Below are 24,010 nucleotides of genomic sequence, written 5' to 3' on the forward strand. Positions count from 1 at the left end.
TCATATTTTTACTTCCTAGCTTTATCGTAAGCGATCATCCGGACATGATATAATATACCGTTACCGTTAACGTCTCGAAAAAGTCTCAGATCGGAATCATCACCAGCACTAATCTCGTTAAGAGACAAGTTAACGTTTCTGGTACTGCTGATTTGGAACTGATAGATATCAGTAGGGTCTGGTGTTTCAAAAGAAAAGTGAGAAGGGGTGCTAGACAGAGTACCAAGATTGAAATTAGTCATTTTTTTGTTTTTTTGGTGTAAATAGTTATTTGCTTAAAGTAAGATTAGTTTTAGTTAAGCCTGATGTAATTTTTTGTCTAGAGTGTGGAGTAAAAGCGGCAAAGTTCAGGTATGATTCTCTGCCGCTTGCATCATTTGCATACTCTTGAAAGCATTGCCGTACAAAGCTTTCAAGTACTATTCACCACTGTTAATGCCTAAACTTAAGCAGGGACAGAGAACTGGCTAAAAGACACATTATAGTTAGTGTTGCCAGTGAATTCAGTTACCTGCAAGAAGTAGTCACCAGGAGTGTTAATGTTGGAAATCAGTTCTGAAGTAATACCTGCATTAGTAGAGCTTCCAATTACCTCACCTGCGTCAACAATGCGATTGTTGTTAGAGTCTCGAATCACCCGGATATCAGCATCGCTGCTTAATCCTTCCAATCTGATGTCGACACTCTCACGAAATCCCAAAGAGAAGCTGTAAACATCAGTAGCGTTAGTGTTATTGACGTTACCTGTACGAGTGGTATTACCTGACAAGTGACCAAGTACAAATTCTTTGGGAAGAAGGTTGCTAGAACTAGCTGAAATCGGAAAAGTTCCAGCAGGTTCAGTCGCAGACAAGGCTAAATCGTAACTGACATTTCCGGAACTACCTGGAGCAAAGCGAGATACTTCCGCAAAAAAAGTACCTGAGCTAGTTTTAAAGTTAATCGCCTCATCTTGGTTGCTTCCGCGATTGGAAACAATTCCAACTTTTCGGTCGAAGTCGTCTAGTACGCCGTTATTGTTCGCATCTCTAAACAGTCGAAGATCGGCATCATCACCCGCGCTAATGTCTGTCAGAGAAAGGTTGATATTTTTGCCACTGGTAATTTTGAACTGAAAGACATCTGTGGGATCGGATGTAGTTAAATCAAAGTTATTCTTAACAACAGGAGTGCTACCGAGTGTACCAAGATTGAAAAGTGCCATTTTTTTTGTCCTTTAGATATTGATTGTAATGCGGTCAAGTTCGTTCAGATAAAGTTATGGTTTGCACAGATGTAAATCTTCGATTTAAATCAAGATTTACTGGAATTTAGTGGCTTAGAGTTTGATGAAAATAAAGATTATTTATTATTTTCAATAGAGTCTTAGCTGTTTGGTTTTGTGCTTGCTGTGTTCAGAACTTGTTGTTTAACCATGAATCTAAATTAAACTGTTTTTTCAATAAGCACAGCATGAAAAAGACTTCTATAGTTAGGTGTTTGTGAAAGTAAATTCCAAGTGCTTTGTATTGTTTAGTCATAAAAAGTCTTATGACTCACCATTGGCGTAATCGAGAATGAGTTTGATGAAATAACAGATGTGTGAAGAATTAGGCAAAAGCTTGTATCAAGGCGATGGTATACTAGACAATGCATTCCTGTACGCCACGAGGTTATTAGGAACATTCTTAGTACGCCATATGAACAGAAGTTCATTAGTGCTTCGAGTCGGCTACCGATTCACCTTCATCCCGACGACGAGATTGCTCAACGCCTTTATAGTGAGCCGAACCGCAAAACCGAAGCATGGCATATTTTGTGGGCAGCACCGAATGCCAGCATTTTAGCAGGTGTAAAAATTGGTGTAGTTGTTGCTGGAGGAAAACTCCCCTCTTGGTAGTCGTACCCTTCGGGGGAAGCAAGCTACGCATAGCGTCCCGTAGGGAAGGGAGTCGAAACACTGTTTCCTGCCGTGACCAAACGGAACAGGGGTTTAGGACAAGAACACCAAATTTTCTTGTTTTGTGGCTCTTATTAAGGAAGGGTGCTACTCCGATCTTAATAAAACTTCCAGCATAGCTGCCTCCCGCCTACTTAAACTTCATCATCGGCGTGGTGGCAGACAAAAATGCTCTCTATTTAGCAATATTCAACGAATGGTTCCGTTATTCTCTTATATAACCTGATTTTAAGTATTTATCTTTTGTTTGCTAATGCTTATTGACTAATAAATGATTTTAAAAAATTTACTTAAACAATTGATATAAATAAAATGTTCATAACAACCACTTTCTCGTGTGGCAGATTTATGATAGTTATTAGGCACCTAAATATAATGCTTTTTTTTAGATAACCTGGCAAAGATTGGTAATGTATATGCCATAATGTCACGAGCTAGGGGTATATAAACTTATTGTTATACTTCATCACGTAAGTGGGGAAGGTATCAGTATTGGCTACGAAAAAACATAATGCTACTAGCTCGAACCGATTGATGAACGATCGGGTCAAAACTCTTGCTATATCTGGAAACCCAATATTTGGGTCTGGATTTAGTCTATAGCAAGGGTTGATTGAGTTATGGATAGGGAGGAAATTTGATGAAGTTGTTAGATTTAGAGAATCCTGAGGTTAAATTGACCTCTAAAACAGATAGTAATTTTGTGGACTTAACAGCAGCACACCCACGACCATTGTTAAAGCGATCGCACTGGCAAACTTTAAATGGGCTGTGGAAATTCGCATTTGATGACCAAGGAAAATGTGTTGAACCCAGCGATTTTAGCGAATGGTGTCATCATATAGAAGTTCCTTATGCGCCCGAATCTACCAAAAGTGGGATTAACGATCGCGGTTTTCATCCAAACTGCTGGTACGAGCGAGAATTTGAAACACCATCAGGGGACGGCAGATTACTGTTACACTTTGGTGCTGTGGACTATCGCGCTCGTGTGTGGGTAAACGATAAATATATAGCCGAGCATGAAGGCGGACACACCTCTTTCACTCTCGATATAACCCATGCTTTAAATGACACTGGTACAACCAAGGTAACAGTGTGGGCGCAAGACGATCCGCACGACCTCGCCAAACCTCGTGGTAAACAAGATTGGCAGTTGAAACCCCATAGTATTTGGTATCCTCGCACAAGCGGTATTTGGCAGACAGTCTGGCTGGAACGCGTAGGTGAGGCTTATATCGGTAATCTTCGTTGGATTCCCGATTGCGAACGCTGGGAAATTGGGTTTGAACTTGGGCTGGCTGGCAATTTACCTACTTCAAATGTACAAATCAAAATTAAACTCAGCGCTGGCGATCGCCTGTTAGCAAGCGATACCTATGAAGTATTCAATGGGGAAATTAGCCGCCGCATTGTTCTGAGCGATCCGGGTATTGACGACTGCCGTAATGAATTACTGTGGAGTCCAGAAAAGCCGACGCTGATAGATGCCCAAATTCAGCTATGGGATAAAGATCGTCTGTTAGATGAAGTGCAATCTTATACAGCGATGCGGACTGTCAGCGTCCAGCGCGATCGCTTTATGCTCAACGGTCGCCCCTACTATCTGAGGTTAGTTCTCGACCAAGGTTATTGGCCTGAGACATTAATGACTCCACCTAATGACGAAGCATTACGACGTGATGTAGAACTCGTAAAAGCTATGGGTTTTAACGGAGTACGCAAACACCAAAAAATTGAAGACCCCCGCTTTTTATATTGGGCAGACGTTTTAGGGTTGTTAGTATGGGAGGAGATGCCCAGCGCTTACCGCTTCACACCGAAAGCTGTGGAACGGATGACCCGTGAATGGACGGAAATTATCAAGCGAGATGTTAGCCATCCTTGTATTGTGGCGTGGGTGCCGTTTAATGAATCTTGGGGAGTGCCAAATTTGACTGAAACGGCGGCTCATCGTAACTACGTCTTGGCAATGTATCATCTGACTAAGACTCTCGATCCGACTCGCCCAGTAATTGGTAACGATGGTTGGGAAAGTACCGATACCGACATCCTCGCTATTCACGACTATGAACGACATCCTGAACGATTAGCCCATCGCTACAGACCGGATATTCAAGTATCGGATCTATTTGAGCGTAGCCGTCCTGGGGGACGTATTCTCACCTTGGATAACTATCCCCATCAAGGACAACCAGTGATGTTAACTGAATTTGGTGGTATCGCCTATGCCCCTCTTGACGAACCTAATGCCGATCAAGCTTGGGGATATGAAAACTGCTCGAATATCTCCGAATTAGAAATGAAATATGCTGCTCTCTTGGAAACCGTTAATAACATTGAGCTATTTAGCGGATTCTGTTACACACAATTAACTGATACCTTCCAAGAAGCTAACGGTTTATTGTACGGCGATCGCACGCCGAAATTTCCCATTGAGGCAATCCGCGCAGCAACCCTCTCAGGACAAGGTTTATGTACTCCCACAAGCTGTTAAAGCCCGACGGACGCAAACTCAAATTATACAGTCGCTACCCAATTACTAGTCAGTTAGAAGCCCCTAGCCCTAGTAATGAGCCAGTGCAAGCTAATCCCCACTTGCGCTGGCACCCCTTGCGGGGCGAATGGGTAGCTTATGCTAGTCACCGTCAAGGGCGGACATTCATGCCGCCTCCAGAATACAATCCCCTCGCACCTACCACCAACCCTGAGTTCCCAACGGAACTACCACAAGGTAAGTATGATGTGGCAGTGTTTGATAACCGCTTTCCCTCAATGAGTCCGACAGCCAACAATCCACCCGATACCATCGTGGAAACGTTACCAGCTAATGGAGCCTGTGAGGTAGTGGTTTTTACTCAAGATGCCCGCGCCTCTCTCAGTTCCTTACAGTTGGATCATCTAGATTTGCTGTTGTCAGTGTGGGGCGATCGCACCCGCGAACTCGGACTAAATCCCCAAATCCAATACGTGCTGCCCTTTGAAAATAAAGGTGTAGAGGTGGGTGTAACATTGCACCATCCCCACGGGCAAATTTACGCCTATCCTTTTATACCGCCTGTTCCAGCGCGAATGCTGTCGATGCAGCAGGAGTATTATGAAGAACATCGGCGGGGTTTACTGCAAGACTTGATTCAAAAAGAAATTGCAGACGATCGACGGATTATTTATCAAGATGAGTATGCGATCGCATTTGTCCCAGTTTGCGCTCGTTACCCCTATGAAGTCTGGCTTGCACCAAAAGAGCCAGTTAGCACTTTTATGGATCTTACTCCACAGCAACGTTGGGGACTTGCCAAAGCGTTAAAAACTGTCACTCTCAAGTATGACGGTTTGTGGAATCGCCCATTTCCTTACTTGATGGCTTGGTTCCAAGCACCAACTGACGGTTTAGCTCATCCCGAAGCGCATTTACACGCCGAGTTTTTTCCACCATACCGGACAAGCGAAAGGCTGAAATATCTCGCGGGAACTGAACTCGCAGCGGGGATGTTTGCCAATGATGCCTTACCGGAAGAGAAAGCGAAGGAACTACAAGCCGTGGTGGTAAACATTGAAGAACCGATTTCGGTGTGACAGGGTTTGGAACTGTAACTTAATTTCTGAACAAACCAACGCATAAATTGGAAGTTTGTCCACCTATTGAATTAGTTCATCAACAAACTGTCTTAACCGTTCCTTCTAATCGGGGACGGTTTTTAACTTTTCTGTAATCCCGTTTCACGTTAATAATATAAAAAACAGATTGAACTAAAAATTGAGATATATTTCTTCGCTCCATTTCTGTCTGTGCATGACGAGAAATTTTATACTTCATTTTTATTCTGTTTTCTTATCAAGCATGGTTTTATTTAAGCAGAAGATAAATACTAATTGCTTTTTATTTAGTGGATTGTGTAGAGACTCGAAGTTTCGCATCTCTACAGTCCTATCTATGGTTCTCCAAAAAATTCTTAACCGAACTGTATTTGTTGATAATTTTTCAATTTAATCCGAAAGAAACTCTGCCTTTCTACTGCTTCTTATAAATTACAACTACATATTTAAGGTATGTCTATGCTAACTAAAAAATATTTAGTCAGCAAAGCAAGTTTTGTTTTGTAAATGGAGTTAAATAGCTATTTAGCTATTTAACTATTAAAAATAAGTATTGCAAAAATTTTACAAAGATGTGAGCTAATACTTTTAGATAAAGTCAACAATTACGAAGAAATATTTCGTTTTTTATATCGATTTGTGTCAGATAGAGGATAAAATGCCTACTGGGCAAGCGTTTTCTGATAAAAAACAGATATTGCCTAAAAAATCGCAAGTTACCTGTGGCTGCTAATGCCGCTAGGAACTTCCTTCAGAGAACACGCATCAAAGGAGCCGAAGAAGCATGTTCACACACGTCAAGTCCACCATTAGACACATTGCGCCTGATAACTTACGCGGACGTAGTTTAATCAAGGTGGTCTATGTCGTGCTTGAGTCCCAGTACCAAAGCGCATTGTCGCAAGCGGTTCGCACGATTAACGCGAACAATCCTAACTTGGCGATTGAAATCAGCGGGTACTTGATTGAGGAACTCCGCGACCCAGAGAACTATGAGGAGTTCAAACGAGAAATCGAGAGTGCGAATATCTTCATCGCTTCCCTCATTTTCATCGAAGACTTAGCACAGAAAGTAGTAGCAGCAGTAGAACCACACCGCGATCGCTTGGATGTTTCCGTTGTCTTTCCCTCGATGCCAGAAGTAATGCGCCTGAGTAAAATGGGTAGCTTTTCTTTGGCACAGTTGGGTCAGTCAAAAAGTGCGATCGCCCAATTCATGCGGAAACGCAAAGAAAAATCCGGCGCGGGATTCCAAGATGGAATGCTGAAGCTTTTGCGAACGCTGCCGCAAGTGCTGAAGTTTTTACCAATGGATAAGGCACAGGATGCCCGAAATTTCATGCTCAGTTTTCAGTATTGGCTAGGTGGTTCTCCAGAAAATCTGGAAAACTTCTTGCTGATGCTAGCTGATAAATACGTATTTAAAGGTTTAGAGAAACAAATTGCACCTTCTACATATCAACAGCCAGTTGTTTATCCCGATTTAGGGATTTGGCATCCTTTGGCTCCCAGTATGTTTGAAGATGTCAGAGAGTACCTCAATTGGTACACAGCTCGTAAGGATATTTCTAACGATCTCAAAGATCCCCTCGCTCCTTGTGTAGGGTTAGTATTGCAACGCACTCACCTAGTTACAGGCGATGATGCCCATTATGTAGCAATGGTGCAAGAGTTGGAAGCACTAGGCGCACGGGTATTACCTGTGTTTGCTGGTGGTTTGGATTTCTCCAAGCCTGTGGATGCTTACTTCTATGAACCAAATACCAATACACAGTTGGTAGATGCAGTGATATCGCTAACTGGTTTTGCTTTAGTGGGTGGCCCAGCCAGACAAGATCATCCCAAGGCAATTGAGTCACTCAAACGCTTAAACCGTCCTTATATGGTGGCATTACCCTTAGTATTCCAAACCACAGAAGAGTGGATGGATAGCGATTTAGGGTTACATCCAATTCAAGTAGCTTTGCAAATTGCGATTCCTGAATTGGATGGGGCAATTGAACCGATAATTTTATCAGGTAGAGATGGGGCTACAGGGAAAGCGATCGCACTGCGCGATCGGGTTGAAGCTGTAGCCGAACGCGCCTTAAAATGGGCAAATCTGCGCCGCAAACCGAAGCTGGAGAAAAAAGTCGCCATCACCGTTTTCAGCTTTCCGCCAGATAAAGGCAACGTCGGAACCGCCGCTTATTTGGATGTATTCGGCTCCATCTACGAGGTGATGAAAGCCCTCAAAAATAACGGCTACGACTTACCAGAATTGCCAGAATCAGCCGAAGCGTTGATGCAAGAAGTCATCCATGACGCACAGGCGCAGTACAACAGCCCAGAACTGAACGTTGCTTACAAAATGTCGGTTCCTGAGTATGAGGCGCTGACCCCATATTCTCAACGCTTAGAGGAAAACTGGGGGCCACCTCCCGGACATCTCAACAGCGATGGGCAAAATCTGCTAATTTATGGTAAGCAATTTGGTAATGTCTTCATCGGTGTCCAACCTACATTTGGTTACGAAGGCGACCCGATGCGGCTGTTGTTCTCCCGTTCAGCTAGTCCTCACCACGGTTTTGCTGCTTACTACACTTATTTAGAGCAAGTTTGGAAAGCTGACGCTGTACTGCATTTTGGTACACACGGTTCCTTGGAATTCATGCCAGGTAAACAGATGGGGATGTCTGGTGATTGTTATCCAGACAACTTGATTGGCTCAATTCCCAACTTGTATTACTATGCAGCGAATAATCCGAGTGAAGCGACAATTGCCAAACGCCGGAGTTATGCCGAAACAATTTCTTACTTGACACCGCCAGCAGAAAATGCTGGGTTGTATAAAGGTTTGAAGGAACTTAGCGAATTAATTGCTTCCTACCAAACCTTAAAAGATAGCGGACGCGGTGTTCCCATTGTTAACAGCATCATGGATAAATGCCGGATCGTGAATCTGGATAAGGATATTGACCTGCCAGAAACCGATGCCAGAGATATGAGTGCCGAAGACCGGGATAATATTGTTGGCAACGTCTACCGCAAGTTGATGGAAATCGAGTCGCGGTTGTTGCCTTGTGGGTTGCACGTCATTGGGAAACCGCCAAGTGCAGAAGAAGCGATCGCAACTCTGGTCAACATTGCTAGTCTAGATCGTCAAGAAGAAGGACTTCAAGGCTTACCGGGAATTATCGCCAATAGCATTGGGCGTAATATTGACGATATTTACCAAAATAATGACAGAGGCATTTTAGAAGATGTCCAGTTATTGCAAGATATCACTTTGGCAACCCGTGCAGCAGTAACTGCCCTTGTCCAAGAGCAAATCGACGCCGAAGGACGAGTTTCCCTAGTTTCCCGGTTGAATTTCTTCAACATGGGCAAAAAAGAACCTTGGGTGGAATCATTGCATAAAGCAGGTTATCCCAAAGTTGATACCGCAGCCCTAAAACCCCTATTTGAGTATTTGGAATTCTGCCTTCAGCAAGTTTGTGCCGACAACGAACTCGGAGCATTACTCAAAGGCTTAGAAGGTGAGTACGTCCTACCCGGCCCTGGTGGCGATCCCATCCGCAACCCGGATGTATTACCCACGGGTAAGAATATCCATGCACTCGATCCGCAATCCATCCCCACAACAGCAGCAGTCCAATCAGCCAAAATCGTCGTAGACAGGCTTTTAGCACGTAACAAAGCCGAAAACGAAGGAAAATGGCCAGAAACCATCGCCTGCGTCCTTTGGGGAACCGATAACATCAAAACTTACGGCGAATCCCTAGCGCAAATTATGTGGATGGTGGGCGTGCGTCCAGTTCCAGATGCCTTGGGACGGGTGAACAAGTTGGAATTGATACCTTTAGAAGAGTTGGGAAGACCCAGAATTGATGTGGTAATCAACTGTTCTGGTGTATTCCGCGACTTGTTCATCAACCAAATGAACCTGCTAGACCAAGGCGTGAAGATGGCAGCCGAGGCAGATGAACCCTTAGAAATGAACTTTGTTCGCAAACACGCTTTGCAACAAGCCGAAGACATGGGGATTAATCTGCGTCAAGCAGCGACGCGCGTTTTCTCCAATGCTTCTGGTTCCTATTCGTCAAATATCAACTTGGCGGTAGAAAACAGCACTTGGGATAGCGAAGCTGAGTTGCAGGAAATGTATCTCAACCGGAAATCCTTCTCCTTCAATTCCGATAACCCCGGAATTATGGACGAATCCCGGCAGATTTTTGAAAGTACATTGAAAACTGCTGATGCAACCTTCCAAAATTTGGATTCTTCCGAGATTAGCTTAACGGACGTTTCTCACTACTTCGATTCAGATCCCACAAAGCTTGTGGCAAGTCTGCGGGGTGATGGTAAAAAACCAGCATCTTATATTGCAGATACAACCACAGCTAACGCCCAAGTGCGGACATTATCAGAAACCGTGCGCTTGGATGCGCGTACCAAATTATTAAATCCCAAGTGGTACGAGGGAATGCTGAATCACGGTTACGAAGGTGTGCGCGAACTCTCCAAACGATTAGTAAACACAATGGGTTGGAGTGCGACAGCCGGTGCTGTAGATAACTGGATTTATGAGGATACTAACGAAACCTTCATCAAAGATGAAGAAATGCAGAAACGGTTGTTAAACCTTAATCCTCATTCTTTCCGTAAGGTTGTATCAACTTTATTGGAAGTAAATGGACGTGGTTATTGGGAGACTAGCGAGGAGAATTTAGATCGCCTACGCGAGTTATACCAAGAAGTTGAAGACCGGATTGAAGGGATAGACTAGTACTAATTAGGCAGGCGTTATACCTGCCTTTAGTCTTTTCTAGATATTTACTGCCAAATATTGGAATTTGAAATATCAGAGTATAGAATGGTACTTCCAGGGCGGGCATTTTGCCTGCCTTTAGCATTTTATAGGTATTTACTACTAAATATTGGAGTTTTAAATATGAGTAACGTTTTAAAAGAAGAGTTATCAAAGCAGGAATCCAGCCAAATACGTTCTAATATTGAGCGTATTATTTCAAGCTATAGACATATTTGGGATATTTATACAGAGTTATTACAAAATAGTGCAGATGCAATTATTGAGCAGTTTGGTGAGGAAAACATTAGTCAAGGTAAGATTGCACTTGAAATTAGTCCTGATGAAAGGATTATTACAATAATAGATAATGGTGTTGGTATAGAAGAATCAGCTATATCCAAGATACTGGTTACAGGTAAATCTCTAAAAAGGGAGCGAGATGCTGGAAAATTTGGGTTTATGGGTTATGGATTCACATTTGTTGCTTTCCAAAGTGAATATCTGCAAATAGAAAGTATCAAAAATAGAAAGAAGGCATCAAGAACTTACAGAAATTTATATAAATTTGTATATTCTGGTTCAGATATACCAAACTCTGAAGAAGAAGATTCTGGTGAACAGGCACAAGACGTTGATGAAAAAAATGGAACAAAAATCATACTTAAATTTCCATTAAGATTTCCTGAAGAGGTTGTAGAGGAATCTCTTGCAGCAACATTTCGTATAGCAAAATCAGATAAAACTATCATAGCAGTTCTAAGAACTCAATCTATTGTAGGAATATTAGATACAGTGTTTAATGCTGGTAGTTGTTTTGAATTTAGCTTAACAATTAGTGGAAAAAATGTACCGCTAAAGACTGGTTATTTAACTATTAGAGAAGTAGTTAAGTCAGTTTTGAATAGTGAATTACAATTTTATGATAGACTCACTCAGTATGAGAAGTTTGTAGAAGGAACAGAAAATTTACCGACAAACTTAAGAGATCAAGCAAGAAAAGCTATAGTATTGGATGAGACAATAGACGATATAAAAATTGGTACGATAAACCCGCTACATGCACGTATCTTTATTTCTGCAACTAGCAAATCTCATATTAATCAGTATAATGACCAATTTAGAAATGAAGATGGTATTTCCTATGATTTTGCTTTAGAACATGGACTTTGGCTTTCAATATGTGGAATGCCAATTGGTGTTTGCTTAGATCCATTTGAGCATAGTAACTATTTACCATATACAGTAATTGTTGACATAAAAGATATGTCAGTACGTAAAGAGTTAGATGCTGGTCGTAAGGGTATAAGTGCTTATCGAATGAAACAAATAGCTGAGACAGTTTTGGAAATATTAAAACAACGAAATTTCATAAAATATCGTCGCTATATCGTAGGTGGTGGCGACAGTAGGATTAATAATCCATTGTACGATGCTAAAGAAGAACTTACCCGTATATTTAAAGGTAAAAAATGGTTCAATTCAATTTTGACACAAAAATATTTTCCTCCTGTAGAAGAACAAGAAGTAATTAGCCTTTTTGTTGAATTAATAGCGCAAAGTTTTTTAAGAGGATATTATCTTAAAGTTCTTTCTGGTTATCAAGTTTATGATGGATTATATGAATACCGATTAGACCAAACAGAGCAAGTTGAGTATTCAGAAAATAATCATTTAGGAATTCATAAAAATATTTTTAATGCTAATGGAAAAAGTTTAAAAAAGAAATATTAATAGAATTTAAAAGAGAACTAATTGGTATATACAAAGATATTAGTTCAAACAAAAAAGATATCACTCATATTGATATTTTAGTTGTTTGGGATGTTAATTTTAAAGATAAAGAAAATCTGCAAAGAGATAAAGGCGATATTCTTACAGAAAAAGACATTACAACTAATGTATTTTATGGCGTGACACACCAATTATTTGGAGGCTCAAGACAACAACCTTTACCTATTATTGAACTCAAGAAAATTTTAGAACTAGTTTTGAATTATCAAGGATAAGTATAAAGCGATCGCTCACTCTTCCGCAATAGGCGATCGCTTAGTTTTTGAGATTTTCTGAAAGGCGATCGCACACTCTTACACAACAGCGATCGCTTTGTTTTTAAGGTTTTCTGCAAGGCGTAGGCGTAGCCCGTCGTAGACATCGTTCACTCTTCTACAACAAGCGATCGCAACAGACAAAAAGACTCAAACTATCAGTTGATCCAACACTAACACTGTTAACGCTGGTAAAGACGGCAACCGCGCATCATTTGTCAAGAAAAATGATGCACCTCTACGAATAGCAGTAGCCATTTGAATAGCATCTGGGGTTCTTAAGTTATAATTTGCCCTTAATTGTGCTGCATTTTCAGCAATGTCAGGGAAAACTTCTATAGTAGTTAAACCTTGGGAATTAAATAGAATTTCACGATATTGTTGAGCTAATGCTATGTTTCCTTGTCGCAAGGGATAGACTAATACTTCCGTGATAGTCAAAACTGATGTTACAAGGCTAAACTCACCACGAAACATAGCTTCAAAAAAAGCATCTGTAACATCCAAATAATTAGGATTTTCTTCAATAAAGTAAATTAGTGGAGCAGTATCCAAACCTACAATTTGCCCCTGTAGCTGGACTAGCCATTCCATGAATCACGTTCCTGATTAATGTATTCTTGAGCATCAACGCCATTCCAGATTTCTTTACCTAACCCACGTAATTCGAGGATGCTATGCTTTGGCTTAGGTGTCATCGTTACCTGTTGACGAATTAAGCTTGACAATTCTTCAATTAAGCGTACTTGCTCTTCAGGAGTTAGGCTTTGAGCTTGCAATAGTACTTCTTGATAATTAGACATAAAATATTCACTGCCACTTCTCTGGATTCTAAGTCAAATATACACAGACAGACTGCATTTCTTTATTTTACAAATAAACCTAGACAGGCTTGATATCTGCTTGTTTATCAGAATAACCATTGCGATCGCACTAACTCTTCCATAACAGCGATGTCTAACAAACAGCAAGCCGTTACGGGTCTAGGCTTTGTTTTTGAGGTTTTCTGCAAGGCGATCGCACTGTTGGGCATCAAAGCAGATGCAGCATTTGATTTGATGGACAAAATCTTGTCCGCTATATTTAAGGTGTACCAGTTGCTTCCTCACTCCAAGTTAATCAGTATGGATATCACAGCTACTTTGAACGAAATCGCAACTCTTAGTGTTGAAGATAGAATCCGTATTGTGCAGGCAATTTGGGATAGCATCGCAGCAGAGCAAGTTTACCCTGATTTAACCGATGCACAAAAGCAAGAGCTTGATCGTCGAACTGCTGACTATGATTCAAATCCAGACAATGTGCTGACTTGGGAGGAAATCAAAGCATCAATTAAGGGACAGCAATGAATTATGTCCTGGTATTTCGCCCAGAGGTTCGAGAAGAACTCAATGATGCACACAGTTGGTACGAGAGTCAGAAACCCGGTCTGGGTGATGAGTTTTTAGAGAGGATGATGTCTATGCCCAACTACTCTAAAAATGACATCATTTTGGTTTAGTATCCCTTTTGAGGTTTGTCCAGTTCAAAAGTTAGACCTGCTGTTGTTGTAAATGCACACACGTTTCTCAAGACATCTTAATTACACCCTTGACGAGCAAAACTGGAGCATTGCTAGAAGATGAGTTTGTCTTGTCTGAATGGTCCGCAGCAGGGCTAAAGTGCCTACAGCAGTCAAGAGAGGTTTATACACAGTGCATAAAAGCTTAATTGTAAAAGTGATTGGCAAGTTAGCTGATGCTGAAGTGTTAGAGCAGTCTTTACGGTGTTGGTTGGGGTTGTGATAGGAGTCTATAGCAGCATCGCAAAATTGAGAATTGAATGTTTATAAATAGCGATCGCTCATTTTTCTATACAGACGCTCTGCTACAGTGCAATCATAGAGTCCGCGATCGCTTTTGGAAATGTGGAAAGGTGCGTTAGCGTAGCTCACCGTAGGTAGCGCCTATAGTGGTATTTTCGCCAAGGGATAGTTTGAAAGTAGCTCAGGGAAAGATCAGGGAATACATAGATAATGGTGTGCCTTGGGTTGGTTAATTAATCGTAAATCTCGACAAGTAGAGATTTATCGGCAAGACCAAGAGGTAGAGGTATTGGAATCGCCTGTTACTTTGTCAGGAGAAGATGTTTTACAGGGGTTTATTTCAAACCTTGAGGCGATTTGGTAACTGACATAACCAATTTATTACAAACCAATAAAAGTAATTAATAAAACAGCGTGAGTATTATACCCAAAGAGATAAGTATAATTTGTGAGGACTTTAAATATAAAAAGACCAGCCTCCCACAGCTGGTCTAAAAAATATTTTTGCGTTGTCTTCTCAAGAGAGTTAAAACCCAATTACGCGTTCCTAAAATGCAACGGGCAACTTTTCTTAACAATATTGTAACAGCCAACACAGATTTTTCCAGAATATTCATCAAAAAAAGATATGGACAAAGCTTAAAAGCCTCTATCTATCAGGATAATTCAGCAGATCGCAAGGTATAGATGGCAGAGATAAAGGCAGACAAGGGAGAAAATTTTACCTTGTCTCCCTTATTCTTCTTATCCCCGCGTCAGTCTTAACCAATCGACTTCAACTTGACAGGCTACTGATGCTGGGAGCGATTTCTGCATCTGTTGGTGTTTCGCCCACGCGGAGGATTTTAGCCCCCAATTGCTGCAACTTGATATCAAGTCGATCGTAGCCGCGATCGAGGTGTTGTAAACCCTGAATTGTGGTTTGTCCTTCTGCCGCTAGTCCGGCGATGACTAAGGCTGCCGATGCTCGTAAGTCTGTACCTAATACTGGTGCGCCAGATAATTTTGGTACTCCCCGAACGAAAGCAGCATTGCCTTTGACACGAATATCTGCTCCCAAACGATTCAACTCTGAGGCATGACGCAAGCGATTTTCAAAGACGGATTCGTTAATTACGCTGTCGCCTTCTGCCACTGCTAGCAAAGCCATGAATGGTGCTTGCATATCTGTGGGGAAACCTGGATGGTATTGAGTTTCAATATCCGTTGCCTTAAGGGTTTCCGCTGGCAGAATGTGTAATTGGTTAGGCTTTTCATCAATTATTGTCACTCCAATATCCCGCAACTTGGCAATTACTGGGATGAGATGTTCTGGAGCCACTGGCGAGAGAAGAAGTTCTGAGCGGGTAATTGCTGCTGCTAGCAAAAACGTCCCAGCCTCAATGCGATCGGGAATAATGCTGTAGTCAACAGAATGCAACTTCGGGACTCCTTCGATAATAATTCTGCTAGTCCCCGCGCCCTTAATCTTCGCTCCCATCGCGTTACAGAAGTTAGCTAGATCGACTACTTCCGGTTCTCTGGCAGCATTTTCGATGATCGTTTCACCCTCTGCTAGGGTAGCCGCCATCATCAAATTTTCCGTAGCTCCAACGCTGGCAATGTCTAAGTAAATGTTCGCACCTTTTAATCTCCGGCTGCTGCCAGGGACGTAGGCATTACAAATGCCATGCTCAATTTGTACTTCTGCTCCCATTGCTTGCAGTCCTCGAACATGCAAGTCAACTGGTCTTGCCCCAATCGCACAACCGCCTGGTAACGGCATCTGTGCTACTCCCAGTCTTGCCAGAATGGCTCCAATGGCGAAAAAACTCGCTCTCAACTGGGTAACTAATTCGTAGGGAGCTTTTGATGTTTTAATGTCGCTGGCATTGATGTCTAAAATGTCACCTTGCCGGGTTAATTGCACACCCAAAGCCGATAACACCTGACCCATCCGCTCTACGTCCGCTAACAAAGGGACATTACGGATACGACAATCGCCCGGACACAGCAAGGCTCCAGCCATGATTACCAGTGCTGAATTTTTTGCCCCACTAATTTTTACATGACCCCGCAAAGGATGCCCACCCCAAATTTGCAAGACTGAGGAGTCTGCTTCTGGAGTAATTTTGGCATCTGGTAAGATGGTAGAAGGATTAATAAGCTTACCTCCAAAAGTAATACGTATTTTATATGTTTGAAGTTGGTTTTGATTCTACAGTAAAGATTCAAAATGTCCACGTTTTAAAGCACTGTTTGGTATAAAAAAAATTTTTTTTTGGTGAAAATGCAGGCTGTAAACAAGCAATAGCAGGCTTTTTGAGATTTTTAAAAAATTTAAAAAAATAATCAATCAGCAGTAGTTTTAAGCAAAATTAAATACTCAGTAAAATAACTTAAGTATTCTCTAAAAATCAATGCTGTACTGTCGAGTTAATATTTTGATTCGACCTTGTACCTGAAAAACACGTTTCCAGTTAGAAACTTTTAAGTAGGCATTATGCTTTTACTTGACAAAGGTAAAACATAACGCAATAATAAGAAATTGTCGATAAGCACAAATGCCAGCGGAACTGGCGGAATGGCAGACGCGCTAGATTCAGGTTCTAGTGCCGCAAGGCTTCCGGGTTCAAGTCCCGGGTTCCGCATACTATCTAAGTTAGGAGTTATAAGTTAAGAGTTATAAGTTGAAAAACAACTAAATTAACTCCTAACTATTAATTTCTAACTCTTAACTTTTTGATGTTGACCAGTTTACAGAATTCCCTAGTCAAACAAATTCGCAAGCTGCACTCCACCAAGGAGAGGCATAAGCAACAGTTATTTTTACTAGAAGGGACGCACTTGTTAGAAGAAGCTTGTGCGGTCAATTACCTGCTAGAAACAGTGTGTTGTACCCCAGATTGGCAAATCGCCCATCCTTCGCTGTGGGAAGAAGCTTGTAGCCGATGCGATCGCGCCGAAATTGTCAGTAGAGAAGTCTTGGATGCGATCGCTACCACAGTCCAACCGGATGGTGTGGTGGCAACGGCAAAACGAAGCCAACGCCAAACTCAACTACCATTGACTGGTTTAGTGCTAGCTTTAGAGACGATACAAGATCCCGGCAACCTGGGTACGATGATTCGCACCGCCGCCGCCGCGGGAGCATCAGGATTGTGGGTCAGTGGAGATAGTGTAGATTTAGATAGTCCTAAAGTTCTACGTGCTTCCGCAGGGCAATGGTTTCGCCTAGCAACAGCCGTAACCGAAGATTTAAAAGCGACAGTCCAACAAAGTCAGCAGGCAGGAATGCAGGTAGTGGCAACCTTACCCAATGCGACTTTAACTTATTGGGAAGTGGACTGGCGAAAACCCAGTATGATTTTACTGGGAAATGAAGGTGCTGGATTGTCAGCAGATTTAGCAGCGATCGCAGACCACCAAGTCAGAATTCCTTTGAGTCCTGGAGTGGAATCCTTGAATGTGGCGATCGCAGCCGCTTTAATGTTGTACGAAGCTCAACGGCAACTAATTTGTCAGTAATAAATTTTAACTTTTTACCCCAATTGGGTTTTTGTTATTTCTTCGAGATATTGTTCAATATCAGCAACTGCGTCCTCAAGAGCGGCTAAATCAATATCTATCAAGTCTTCATCGAGTTCGACTTCAGTGAAAGTACTACTATGCAGTTGGGGGATTTCTTCTTCCTCAGTCGAACTTTCTTGCAAGATATCCTCCAACTGTTCGAGGGATTCTTGAAACACTCGATCGACAGCACGCCGCTGTTCTGGCTGATTTTGCTCCATAATATTAACTTGAAAATCCTGATTTACTGACTTAATTTTGATTCTAGTTCCTACAGATTTAAATTTTGCACTTATAACATCATAGTTGTGTGCTGTATCAACTTTAGCAGTGGTTATGAAGAATATCGATAGCTGTCTCCAATTAACAGCAGGCAGATCGCGGAGCGTGTCTTAGACAAGGCAGAAGGCAGAAGGCAGAAGGCAGAAGGAAAAAATTATGATTGATTACTTTAGTTGTGGGTCATTACCCTGTTTAAAAAAAAGATATGGTACGAGCATCAAGTGCCGTGAGATATAAAATAAGTCCAATGCTTTTAAACATAGGTTACTCTTGCTTCCTGAACGCGATCGCTACAGGTACACTAAATCAAGTTTGGCTACGTTTAGGTAAGTTTTATAAAACAGGTCTAATACTTAATTTGATAGACTATCCTAAATTTGAAATTATAAAAACTGGTAGCTCAGGGCTGATAACTAATTATGAGTGAAGCCTTATTCTGTATCGAAAATCTGCAAGTTGCCTATCCTGGGCGAAGTGGAGAAAAAACAAGCTGGGCGGTTGATGATGTATCTTTCACCTTGAAACCAGGTGAAAGAATGGGATTGGTGGGAGAGTCAGGTTGTGGTAAATCAACTATCGGACGGGCAGTAATGCGTTTACTACCATCCTCTAGCCGGATTGAGGGACGGGTGACATTTCAAGGACAGTCCGTGTTTGACTTGACACCTAATCAGTTACGGAAATTTCGGGGAGAAGCGATCGCCTTAATTTTTCAAGATCCCATGACACGCCTCGATCCTTTGATGACCATTGGTAAGCATTGTATCGAAACCCTCCAGGCGCACTCACCAGAATTATCAACGCGGGAAGCTAAAGAAAAAGCACTTGCTACCTTGGCAAAAGTGAATATTCCAGTCAGTCGTTGGAATCAGTATCCTCATGAGTTTAGCGGTGGAATGCGACAACGGGTAGCGATCGCTTTAGCTTTACTTCTCAACCCCAAATTTATTGTTGCTGACGAACCCACTACCAGTTTAGATGTCACTGTTTCCGCGCAGATATTGCAAGAATTAACTCGCCTGTGCGGTGAAGAAAATATGGGATTGCTGCTGATTTCTCACGATTTAGCAATGGTGGCTGAGTACTGCGATCGCATTGGCGTGATGTACAACGGCAAAATGGTCGAAATGGGTTCTACAGAAACCGTATTTAGGCAACCTCAACATGAATATACGCGATCGCTTTTAAAAGCAGCATTACATATTCAAGCAGTAACTGATAGTGGAGAATTGATAATTGCAAATGACGAAGAAAAGCAATTACCGATTATTAATCAGCAATCTCCAATTTTGAGTGTTACAGAACTCAAGCAACACTACACTATAGAACCTAACTTTATCGAACGACTGCTTAACACACAAGCGCAGACAATTAAAGCAGTAGATGGAATCAACTTGGATCTTTATTCAGGAGAAATTCTCGGTTTAGTCGGGGAATCAGGTTGTGGTAAAAGCACACTATCACGAACAATATTGCAACTAATTCGTCCCACTAGTGGCAAAGTTGAGTTTTTAGGACAGGATTTAACTAAACTATCGCGTCAAGAAATTCGTTCCTCGCGGCGACAAATACAAATGGTTTTTCAAGACCCTCATGCTTGTCTCAATCCAGCAATGACAGTGGGACAAAGTATTGCAGATCCTTTATTTATCCACAATTTAGCCAATCCTGCCAAAGCAAAAGAACAGGTTTTGTGGATGCTAAATAAAGTTGGCTTAACACCGCCAGAAGTGTATTATGAGCGTTATCCATCGGATTTGTCTGGTGGGCAACAACAACGAGTAGCGATCGCTCGTGCTTTGATTACTCACCCGAAACTCTTAATCTGCGATGAACCAGTGAGTATGTTAGACGCCAGCGTTCAGTCGCAGGTGCTAGATTTGATGTTGCAATTAAAGGAAGAGTTTGAGTTAACTTATCTATTCATCACTCACGATCTTTGGTTAGCTCGATTTTTGTGCGATCGGATTGCCGTAATGAATGGTGGTAAAATTGTCGAACTTGGTCTGACAAAAAATATTTTTGCCAATCCTCAGCACCCTTATACCAAAACTTTACTAGCTGCTGCTCCCTTACTAGCACGCGCTTAACTAAAAAACTTTCAGTAAAAAAACACCCCATCATAGTAAGGGCGTAAAGCTTTGCGCCCTTACAAACCTAGAAATAATTTTAAATAATTTATTTTTTGCAAGTCCCTAAATAAAATCAGAAATTAGAAGTTTTAAACTCCTAATTCCTCACTCCTAACTCCTAACTATCTTCTCTTTCCTCAACTAATCTAGTTGGTTCTCCAGTCGAATTATAAAGTTCAACGAATCTTTTAAATAGCAATGCAGTCTCGTGATTTGAAGTTTTACTTAAGTTGAATAAACGCCCTATATTTTTTTCAGCTAAAGCTCTTAAATACGGCAAATCTTCAAATAGAGTCAAGCAAGAAGCAAAATGCAATATTATTTGTAATAATGGCTTTGGCCAGTCTAAGTCACTATAAATATCTATAAAAAATTGATGTTCTGAGTCATTTAACGGGAAAGCATGAAATATAACAATTATTCTTTTGTTATTGTAAACTGGGATACTTAGTTCAACAGTGTAAGGGCTGTGTAATATTAAATCCACCTCTACAATAGGTTGTCGCCAAATTCTCAAAGGATTAGCTGGTGAGTCTAATATTGTTTGAAATTTAATTATCCCACCAGTATTTGTGGGCTGAAAGTGGCTAATTTGAAAAATTTTTAGGTTGTTAAGGCTAAATTTATGAACTGTTTCCAAATGCTTTAAGCTCAATAGATGATAAATTTGGCAAATATAAGGAAACGGTAAAATATACTCCTGGCTTATCATGTGGAGCTTTTTTATTTGAAGCTTATTAGCTTGAGTGCGATCCAGATATTCTTGATACTGGCTGGGGTCTAAATCATTACTAGTGAAGCTTTCTTCCGGCTTTAGATATAACCAACTCACAAAAAAGAAAGAGGCTGTAAATAGCTGAAATATTTCTATAGGAGATAAATAACCATCGGCAAATGCGGCTATACTCCTATCAGTTATCCCAAAAAGCCAAGATGGAATCCCAAAAACCCAAATACTACTTTTTATTTGATCTATAAAAAGCGCTATTTCAACAATTTTTGAAATATTAGTATTTTTATTAGTACTAAATTTATCATTAATATTCAAACAATTAATAGACATAGTAATTTTGCTTAACTTTAATTGATTATTTTATATTAATTCTAAATAATAATAAATGAGATCAACCTCTATCTTTAGCTATATATAACTTGTATTTATTAAATAGAATTGAAACCCAGCTTTTATTAGGATAACGACAAGTGTAATTTTTTGTTATGTAAAATCCTAAAAAATCTATGTGTTCACTCAGGATAGAATTATTTGTAATCTATCCTGCTAAAGGAATTGAGATATTATTTTCTGATAGAAAGCTTGGAGTAGAAAGGAGTATATAAATCTTCAGATAAAAATTTTATTTGTTCTGGGATGATAAATTTATCTATTTCTCTAGCATGAGTACTGAATCATGCTAGAAAAATAAAAAGTTATAAATTAAAAAGTTTCTCTGTTAAATAAAATACATGAAGTAGGGTGTTGTAATTTTGCTCTAGTTATAACAGCAGTGGTGGCTTTTATAGTGGCGCATTGCATACTTGGTACTAAGGTTAGACATTATCTTATCTAAGGTAGACTATCTCTATCTGACAAAGTATCTGTGACAATTACGATAGAAACCGTAGAATTGCTACTATTAACACTGTATTATTCTTAAATATTTTCTGAAGATTTTTTCTGAGACGGTAGCAATGACCATTCGCCATGCGACTGAAACTGACTTGCCTGCAATTGTGGCAATTTACAACACTGCAATTCCTAGCCGCATGGCAACCGCTGACTTAGAACCAGTATCTGTGGAAAGTCGCCTTGCTTGGTTTAAAGGGCGATCGCCTTCACAACGCCCACTTTGGGTAATCGAAGTAGAAGGAGTAATTGCTGGATGGCTTAGTTTCCAATCCTTTTATGGGCGACCTGCCTATAGTAAGACTGCCGAAATCAGTATTTATATCGCCCCTAGCTTTCATCGATGTGGGTTGGGACGACAACTCTTAGCACAAGCAATTAGCGAAAGTCCTAGTTTGGGTATAAAGAGCCTAGTATGCTTCATTTTTGCCCACAATCAGCCCAGTTTAAAACTCTTTGAGACATTTGGTTTTCAACGCTGGGGACATTTGCCTAAAATTGCCGAACTTGATAGCGTTGAACGGGACTTAGTAATCATGGGGCTGCAAATTAGTAAACCTGTTGTTTAAAGCGATCGCTATTTTCTGAGACTTGTAAATTAAGTTTGGTAACAAACGATCTGAATTTATTGCCCGTAACCATTGCCATGATTCTCAGGTAATTCTTAGATAATTAGTAAGCGATCGCTTTTTTCTCATTTTTTCTAATTTCAGATTGTAGTCTAACCAAAATCCACTATTTTCAACTGTGTCTACAAACTAGTTGATTGAACTCGCTATCACATTACAAGAAAGATATTGTGTTAGGCTTTGAGCCTCCAAAAATGCCAGGACTTAAGCAATTGGCACAGTGCGATCGCTAGCCAGTAGTACATAGGACTTGCTGAAAAAGTAACAAAAAGCCTTGTGCTTTTAAATCTCCTGATTCATTGAGGAGCTTCATAGAGAAATAAAGCAACTAACTGGCATTGAATCATCTCAATGCCGTCAAGCCCGTCTTCATAGAAATCATATTGCTTGAGTTATCTTAGTTTGGCTAAGACTGAAAAGTTTAGCTTATCAAACAGGTAAAACTATTTACAAGCTCAAGTACAATTTGCTTTCTAATTATTTAATTGAGCAACTAAAACGTCCAGATATTGCGATGTCTTCTGTGTAGTTTTTGGGTGCTCGGTGCGCTTCGCACACCATTGCTTGTGCCAGTTGCATAAGTCCTGAATGCGACATTACAATGACTTTGCAGTAGGATGATTTGCCTCTTTCTATTTAAAGTACAATCCTCATACTTAAATCTAACCACTTCGATTGAGTAATCGGCGCGCTGCTAGAAATATAGTCAACACCAGTTTCCGCCACAGCGCGAATCGTTTCCAAAGTCACATTCCCCGAAGCTTCAATTTTTACCTGTCTCTCTTGTTGGTGAATCAACTCTACCGCCTGGCACATTAGATCCAAAGGCATATTGTCTAGCATAATAATGTCAGCCTTGTGCTGCAAAGCTTCTTTCACTTGCTCTAAACTTTCAGTCTCTACCTCTATAGTCAAGGGATAAGGAATCTGAGAACGAATACGGGTAACAGCTTCTCCAATTCCGCCAGCCGCCGCAATGTGATTATCCTTAATCATCACCGCATCATCCAACCCCATGCGGTGATTAATCGCCCCACCCAAAGCAGTCGCGTACTTTTCTAACAGTCTTAGCCCTGGCGTAGTTTTACGCGTATCCACCAACTGAGCAGGTAAATCAGCAATTTTCTCTACATATATATTAGTCAGCGTAGCAATTCCACTTAACCGCATAGCCAAATTGAGTGCGACTCGTTCCCCCATCAGCAGCGCATCCAGCGAACCATGAATTTCAGCTACCACCTGTCCCGGCTCACACCATGCACCTTCAGCCGCAACCGCCACAAAGCTAACTTTTTCATTCAAAATCTGAAACACCCTAGCTGCAACTGGTAAGCCAGCAATTATCCCTGAAGCTTTAGCCATCCATTTAGCAGAGCCTAGGGTCACATCTTCTACTAGTAAAGTATTTGTAGTGCGATCGCCCCTACCAATATCCTCCAATAACCAGCTACGCAAAAGAGGATCTAAAACCAGCCAGGGAGGCAAAACAGCAGAATTGCTCACAAATTTATTGTTTTCTTAGAGACTTCCAGCAATACTATAGCCTAAAACTCTTGCCATCCAAGGCTTTGATAGTGATGCAGAAGCCATCCAAAAATATTTTGGGAAAAATAGTTG

19 protein-coding genes, 1 tRNA gene and 2 pseudogenes are annotated in these 24,010 nt (G+C 41.0%); 12 read left to right on the forward strand and 10 right to left on the reverse strand.

The genetic code is table 11. The annotated features are described in order from the left end of the window. Window positions 1-8 precede the first annotated feature (8 nt). From RMZ95_RS32295 to RMZ95_RS32305, 3 genes are all read right to left on the reverse strand, one after another. Entirely contained in the window at window positions 9-242 is a 234-nt protein-coding gene (locus tag RMZ95_RS32295; protein ID WP_322685261.1) for a hypothetical protein, read from the reverse strand. A gap of 203 nt (window positions 243-445) precedes the next feature. Then, complete coding sequence (locus RMZ95_RS32300) at window positions 446-1,204, reverse strand: PPC domain-containing protein (protein WP_322685262.1); 759 nt, start codon at window positions 1,202-1,204, stop codon at window positions 446-448. Window positions 1,205-1,694: 490 nt separating this feature from the next. Then, window positions 1,695-1,910, reverse strand: a complete 216-nt coding sequence (locus tag RMZ95_RS32305; protein WP_322685263.1) for a hypothetical protein — start codon at window positions 1,908-1,910, stop codon at window positions 1,695-1,697. Between the two features lie 669 nt (window positions 1,911-2,579). Here RMZ95_RS32305 and RMZ95_RS32310 point away from each other — a divergent pair. The 4 genes from RMZ95_RS32310 to RMZ95_RS32325 all read left to right on the forward strand — a co-directional run bounded on the left by RMZ95_RS32310 (window position 2,580) and on the right by RMZ95_RS32325 (window position 12,059). Next, a complete protein-coding gene (locus RMZ95_RS32310) occupies window positions 2,580-4,436 on the forward strand; it encodes a glycoside hydrolase family 2 protein (protein ID WP_322685264.1) in 1,857 nt (618 codons plus the stop codon). Next, window positions 4,415-5,515, forward strand: a complete 1,101-nt coding sequence (galT, locus tag RMZ95_RS32315) for a galactose-1-phosphate uridylyltransferase (RefSeq protein ID WP_322685265.1) — start codon at window positions 4,415-4,417, stop codon at window positions 5,513-5,515. The genes RMZ95_RS32310 and galT overlap by 22 nt, the downstream gene beginning before the upstream one ends. Window positions 5,516-6,320: 805 nt before the next feature. Next, window positions 6,321-10,304 (forward strand): magnesium chelatase subunit H, encoded by a 3,984-nt coding sequence (locus RMZ95_RS32320; protein ID WP_322685266.1) that lies wholly within the window; start codon window positions 6,321-6,323, stop codon window positions 10,302-10,304. Window positions 10,305-10,469: 165 nt separating this feature from the next. Then, window positions 10,470-12,059: an ATP-binding protein gene (locus RMZ95_RS32325; RefSeq protein WP_322685267.1), complete on the forward strand. Its 1,590-nt coding sequence runs from the start codon at window positions 10,470-10,472 to the stop codon at window positions 12,057-12,059. A gap of 265 nt (window positions 12,060-12,324) precedes the next feature. Here RMZ95_RS32325 and RMZ95_RS32330 read toward each other — a convergent pair whose 3' ends face one another. The 3 genes from RMZ95_RS32330 to RMZ95_RS32340 are packed head-to-tail and all read right to left on the reverse strand — an operon-like array spanning window position 12,325 to window position 13,176. Further along, on the reverse strand, window positions 12,325-12,480 hold the full coding sequence (locus RMZ95_RS32330; RefSeq protein ID WP_322685268.1) for a hypothetical protein: 156 nt from the start codon (window positions 12,478-12,480) through the stop codon (window positions 12,325-12,327). 43 nt (window positions 12,481-12,523) lie between these two features. Beyond that, window positions 12,524-12,967, reverse strand: coding sequence for a type II toxin-antitoxin system VapC family toxin (locus RMZ95_RS32335; protein WP_322685269.1), 444 nt, complete (start codon window positions 12,965-12,967; stop codon window positions 12,524-12,526). Further along, a complete protein-coding gene (locus tag RMZ95_RS32340) occupies window positions 12,955-13,176 on the reverse strand; it encodes a hypothetical protein (protein WP_322685270.1) in 222 nt (73 codons plus the stop codon). The genes RMZ95_RS32335 and RMZ95_RS32340 overlap by 13 nt, the downstream gene beginning before the upstream one ends. A 150-nt stretch (window positions 13,177-13,326) precedes the next feature. Here RMZ95_RS32340 and RMZ95_RS32345 point away from each other — a divergent pair, with 150 nt between their 5' ends. The 3 genes and pseudogenes from RMZ95_RS32345 to RMZ95_RS32355 form a co-directional block, all read left to right on the forward strand. After that, complete coding sequence (locus RMZ95_RS32345; RefSeq protein WP_322685271.1) at window positions 13,327-13,722, forward strand: addiction module protein; 396 nt, start codon at window positions 13,327-13,329, stop codon at window positions 13,720-13,722. Continuing rightward, window positions 13,719-13,874: a hypothetical protein gene (locus RMZ95_RS32350; RefSeq protein WP_322685272.1), complete on the forward strand. Its 156-nt coding sequence runs from the start codon at window positions 13,719-13,721 to the stop codon at window positions 13,872-13,874. Before RMZ95_RS32345 ends, RMZ95_RS32350 begins: the two co-directional genes overlap by 4 nt. Before the next feature lie 446 nt (window positions 13,875-14,320). Further along, window positions 14,321-14,541: pseudogene (locus RMZ95_RS32355) on the forward strand (Uma2 family endonuclease); the annotation flags it as partial. A gap of 411 nt (window positions 14,542-14,952) precedes the next feature. Here the strand turns inward: RMZ95_RS32355 and murA are convergent. Next, window positions 14,953-16,320 (reverse strand): UDP-N-acetylglucosamine 1-carboxyvinyltransferase, encoded by a 1,368-nt coding sequence (murA, locus tag RMZ95_RS32360; protein ID WP_322675649.1) that lies wholly within the window; start codon window positions 16,318-16,320, stop codon window positions 14,953-14,955. 406 nt (window positions 16,321-16,726) lie between these two features. Between murA and RMZ95_RS32365 the strand changes: the two genes are divergently transcribed. Both RMZ95_RS32365 and RMZ95_RS32370 read left to right on the forward strand, forming a co-directional pair. After that, window positions 16,727-16,807 (forward strand) — tRNA-Leu (locus RMZ95_RS32365). Between the two features lie 94 nt (window positions 16,808-16,901). Then, window positions 16,902-17,684, forward strand: coding sequence for an RNA methyltransferase (locus RMZ95_RS32370; protein ID WP_322685273.1), 783 nt, complete (start codon window positions 16,902-16,904; stop codon window positions 17,682-17,684). A 14-nt stretch (window positions 17,685-17,698) separates the two neighbouring features. Here the strand turns inward: RMZ95_RS32370 and RMZ95_RS32375 are convergent, their stop codons facing one another. After that, window positions 17,699-17,947 (reverse strand): hypothetical protein, encoded by a 249-nt coding sequence (locus RMZ95_RS32375; protein WP_322685274.1) that lies wholly within the window; start codon window positions 17,945-17,947, stop codon window positions 17,699-17,701. Window positions 17,948-18,427: 480 nt separating this feature from the next. Between RMZ95_RS32375 and RMZ95_RS32380 the strand changes: the two genes are divergently transcribed. Then, a complete protein-coding gene (locus RMZ95_RS32380) occupies window positions 18,428-20,098 on the forward strand; it encodes an ABC transporter ATP-binding protein (RefSeq protein WP_322685275.1) in 1,671 nt (556 codons plus the stop codon). 160 nt (window positions 20,099-20,258) lie between these two features. On the opposite strand, the gene RMZ95_RS32385 is transcribed toward RMZ95_RS32380, so the two are convergent. After that, complete coding sequence (locus RMZ95_RS32385; RefSeq protein WP_322685276.1) at window positions 20,259-21,203, reverse strand: hypothetical protein; 945 nt, start codon at window positions 21,201-21,203, stop codon at window positions 20,259-20,261. 626 nt (window positions 21,204-21,829) lie between these two features. Between RMZ95_RS32385 and RMZ95_RS32390 the strand changes: the two genes are divergently transcribed. Next, window positions 21,830-22,333: an N-acetyltransferase family protein gene (locus tag RMZ95_RS32390; protein WP_322675644.1), complete on the forward strand. Its 504-nt coding sequence runs from the start codon at window positions 21,830-21,832 to the stop codon at window positions 22,331-22,333. 358 nt (window positions 22,334-22,691) lie between these two features. Further along, window positions 22,692-22,922: pseudogene (locus RMZ95_RS32395) on the forward strand (transposase); the annotation flags it as partial. Between the two features lie 107 nt (window positions 22,923-23,029). Here RMZ95_RS32395 and nadC read toward each other — a convergent pair. Further along, entirely contained in the window at window positions 23,030-23,896 is an 867-nt protein-coding gene (nadC, locus tag RMZ95_RS32400; protein WP_322685277.1) for a carboxylating nicotinate-nucleotide diphosphorylase, read from the reverse strand. Window positions 23,897-24,010 lie beyond the last annotated feature (114 nt).

This window comes from Nostoc sp. DedQUE07 (genome assembly GCF_034530975.2).
Lineage (GTDB): Bacteria > Cyanobacteriota > Cyanobacteriia > Cyanobacteriales > Nostocaceae > Nostoc.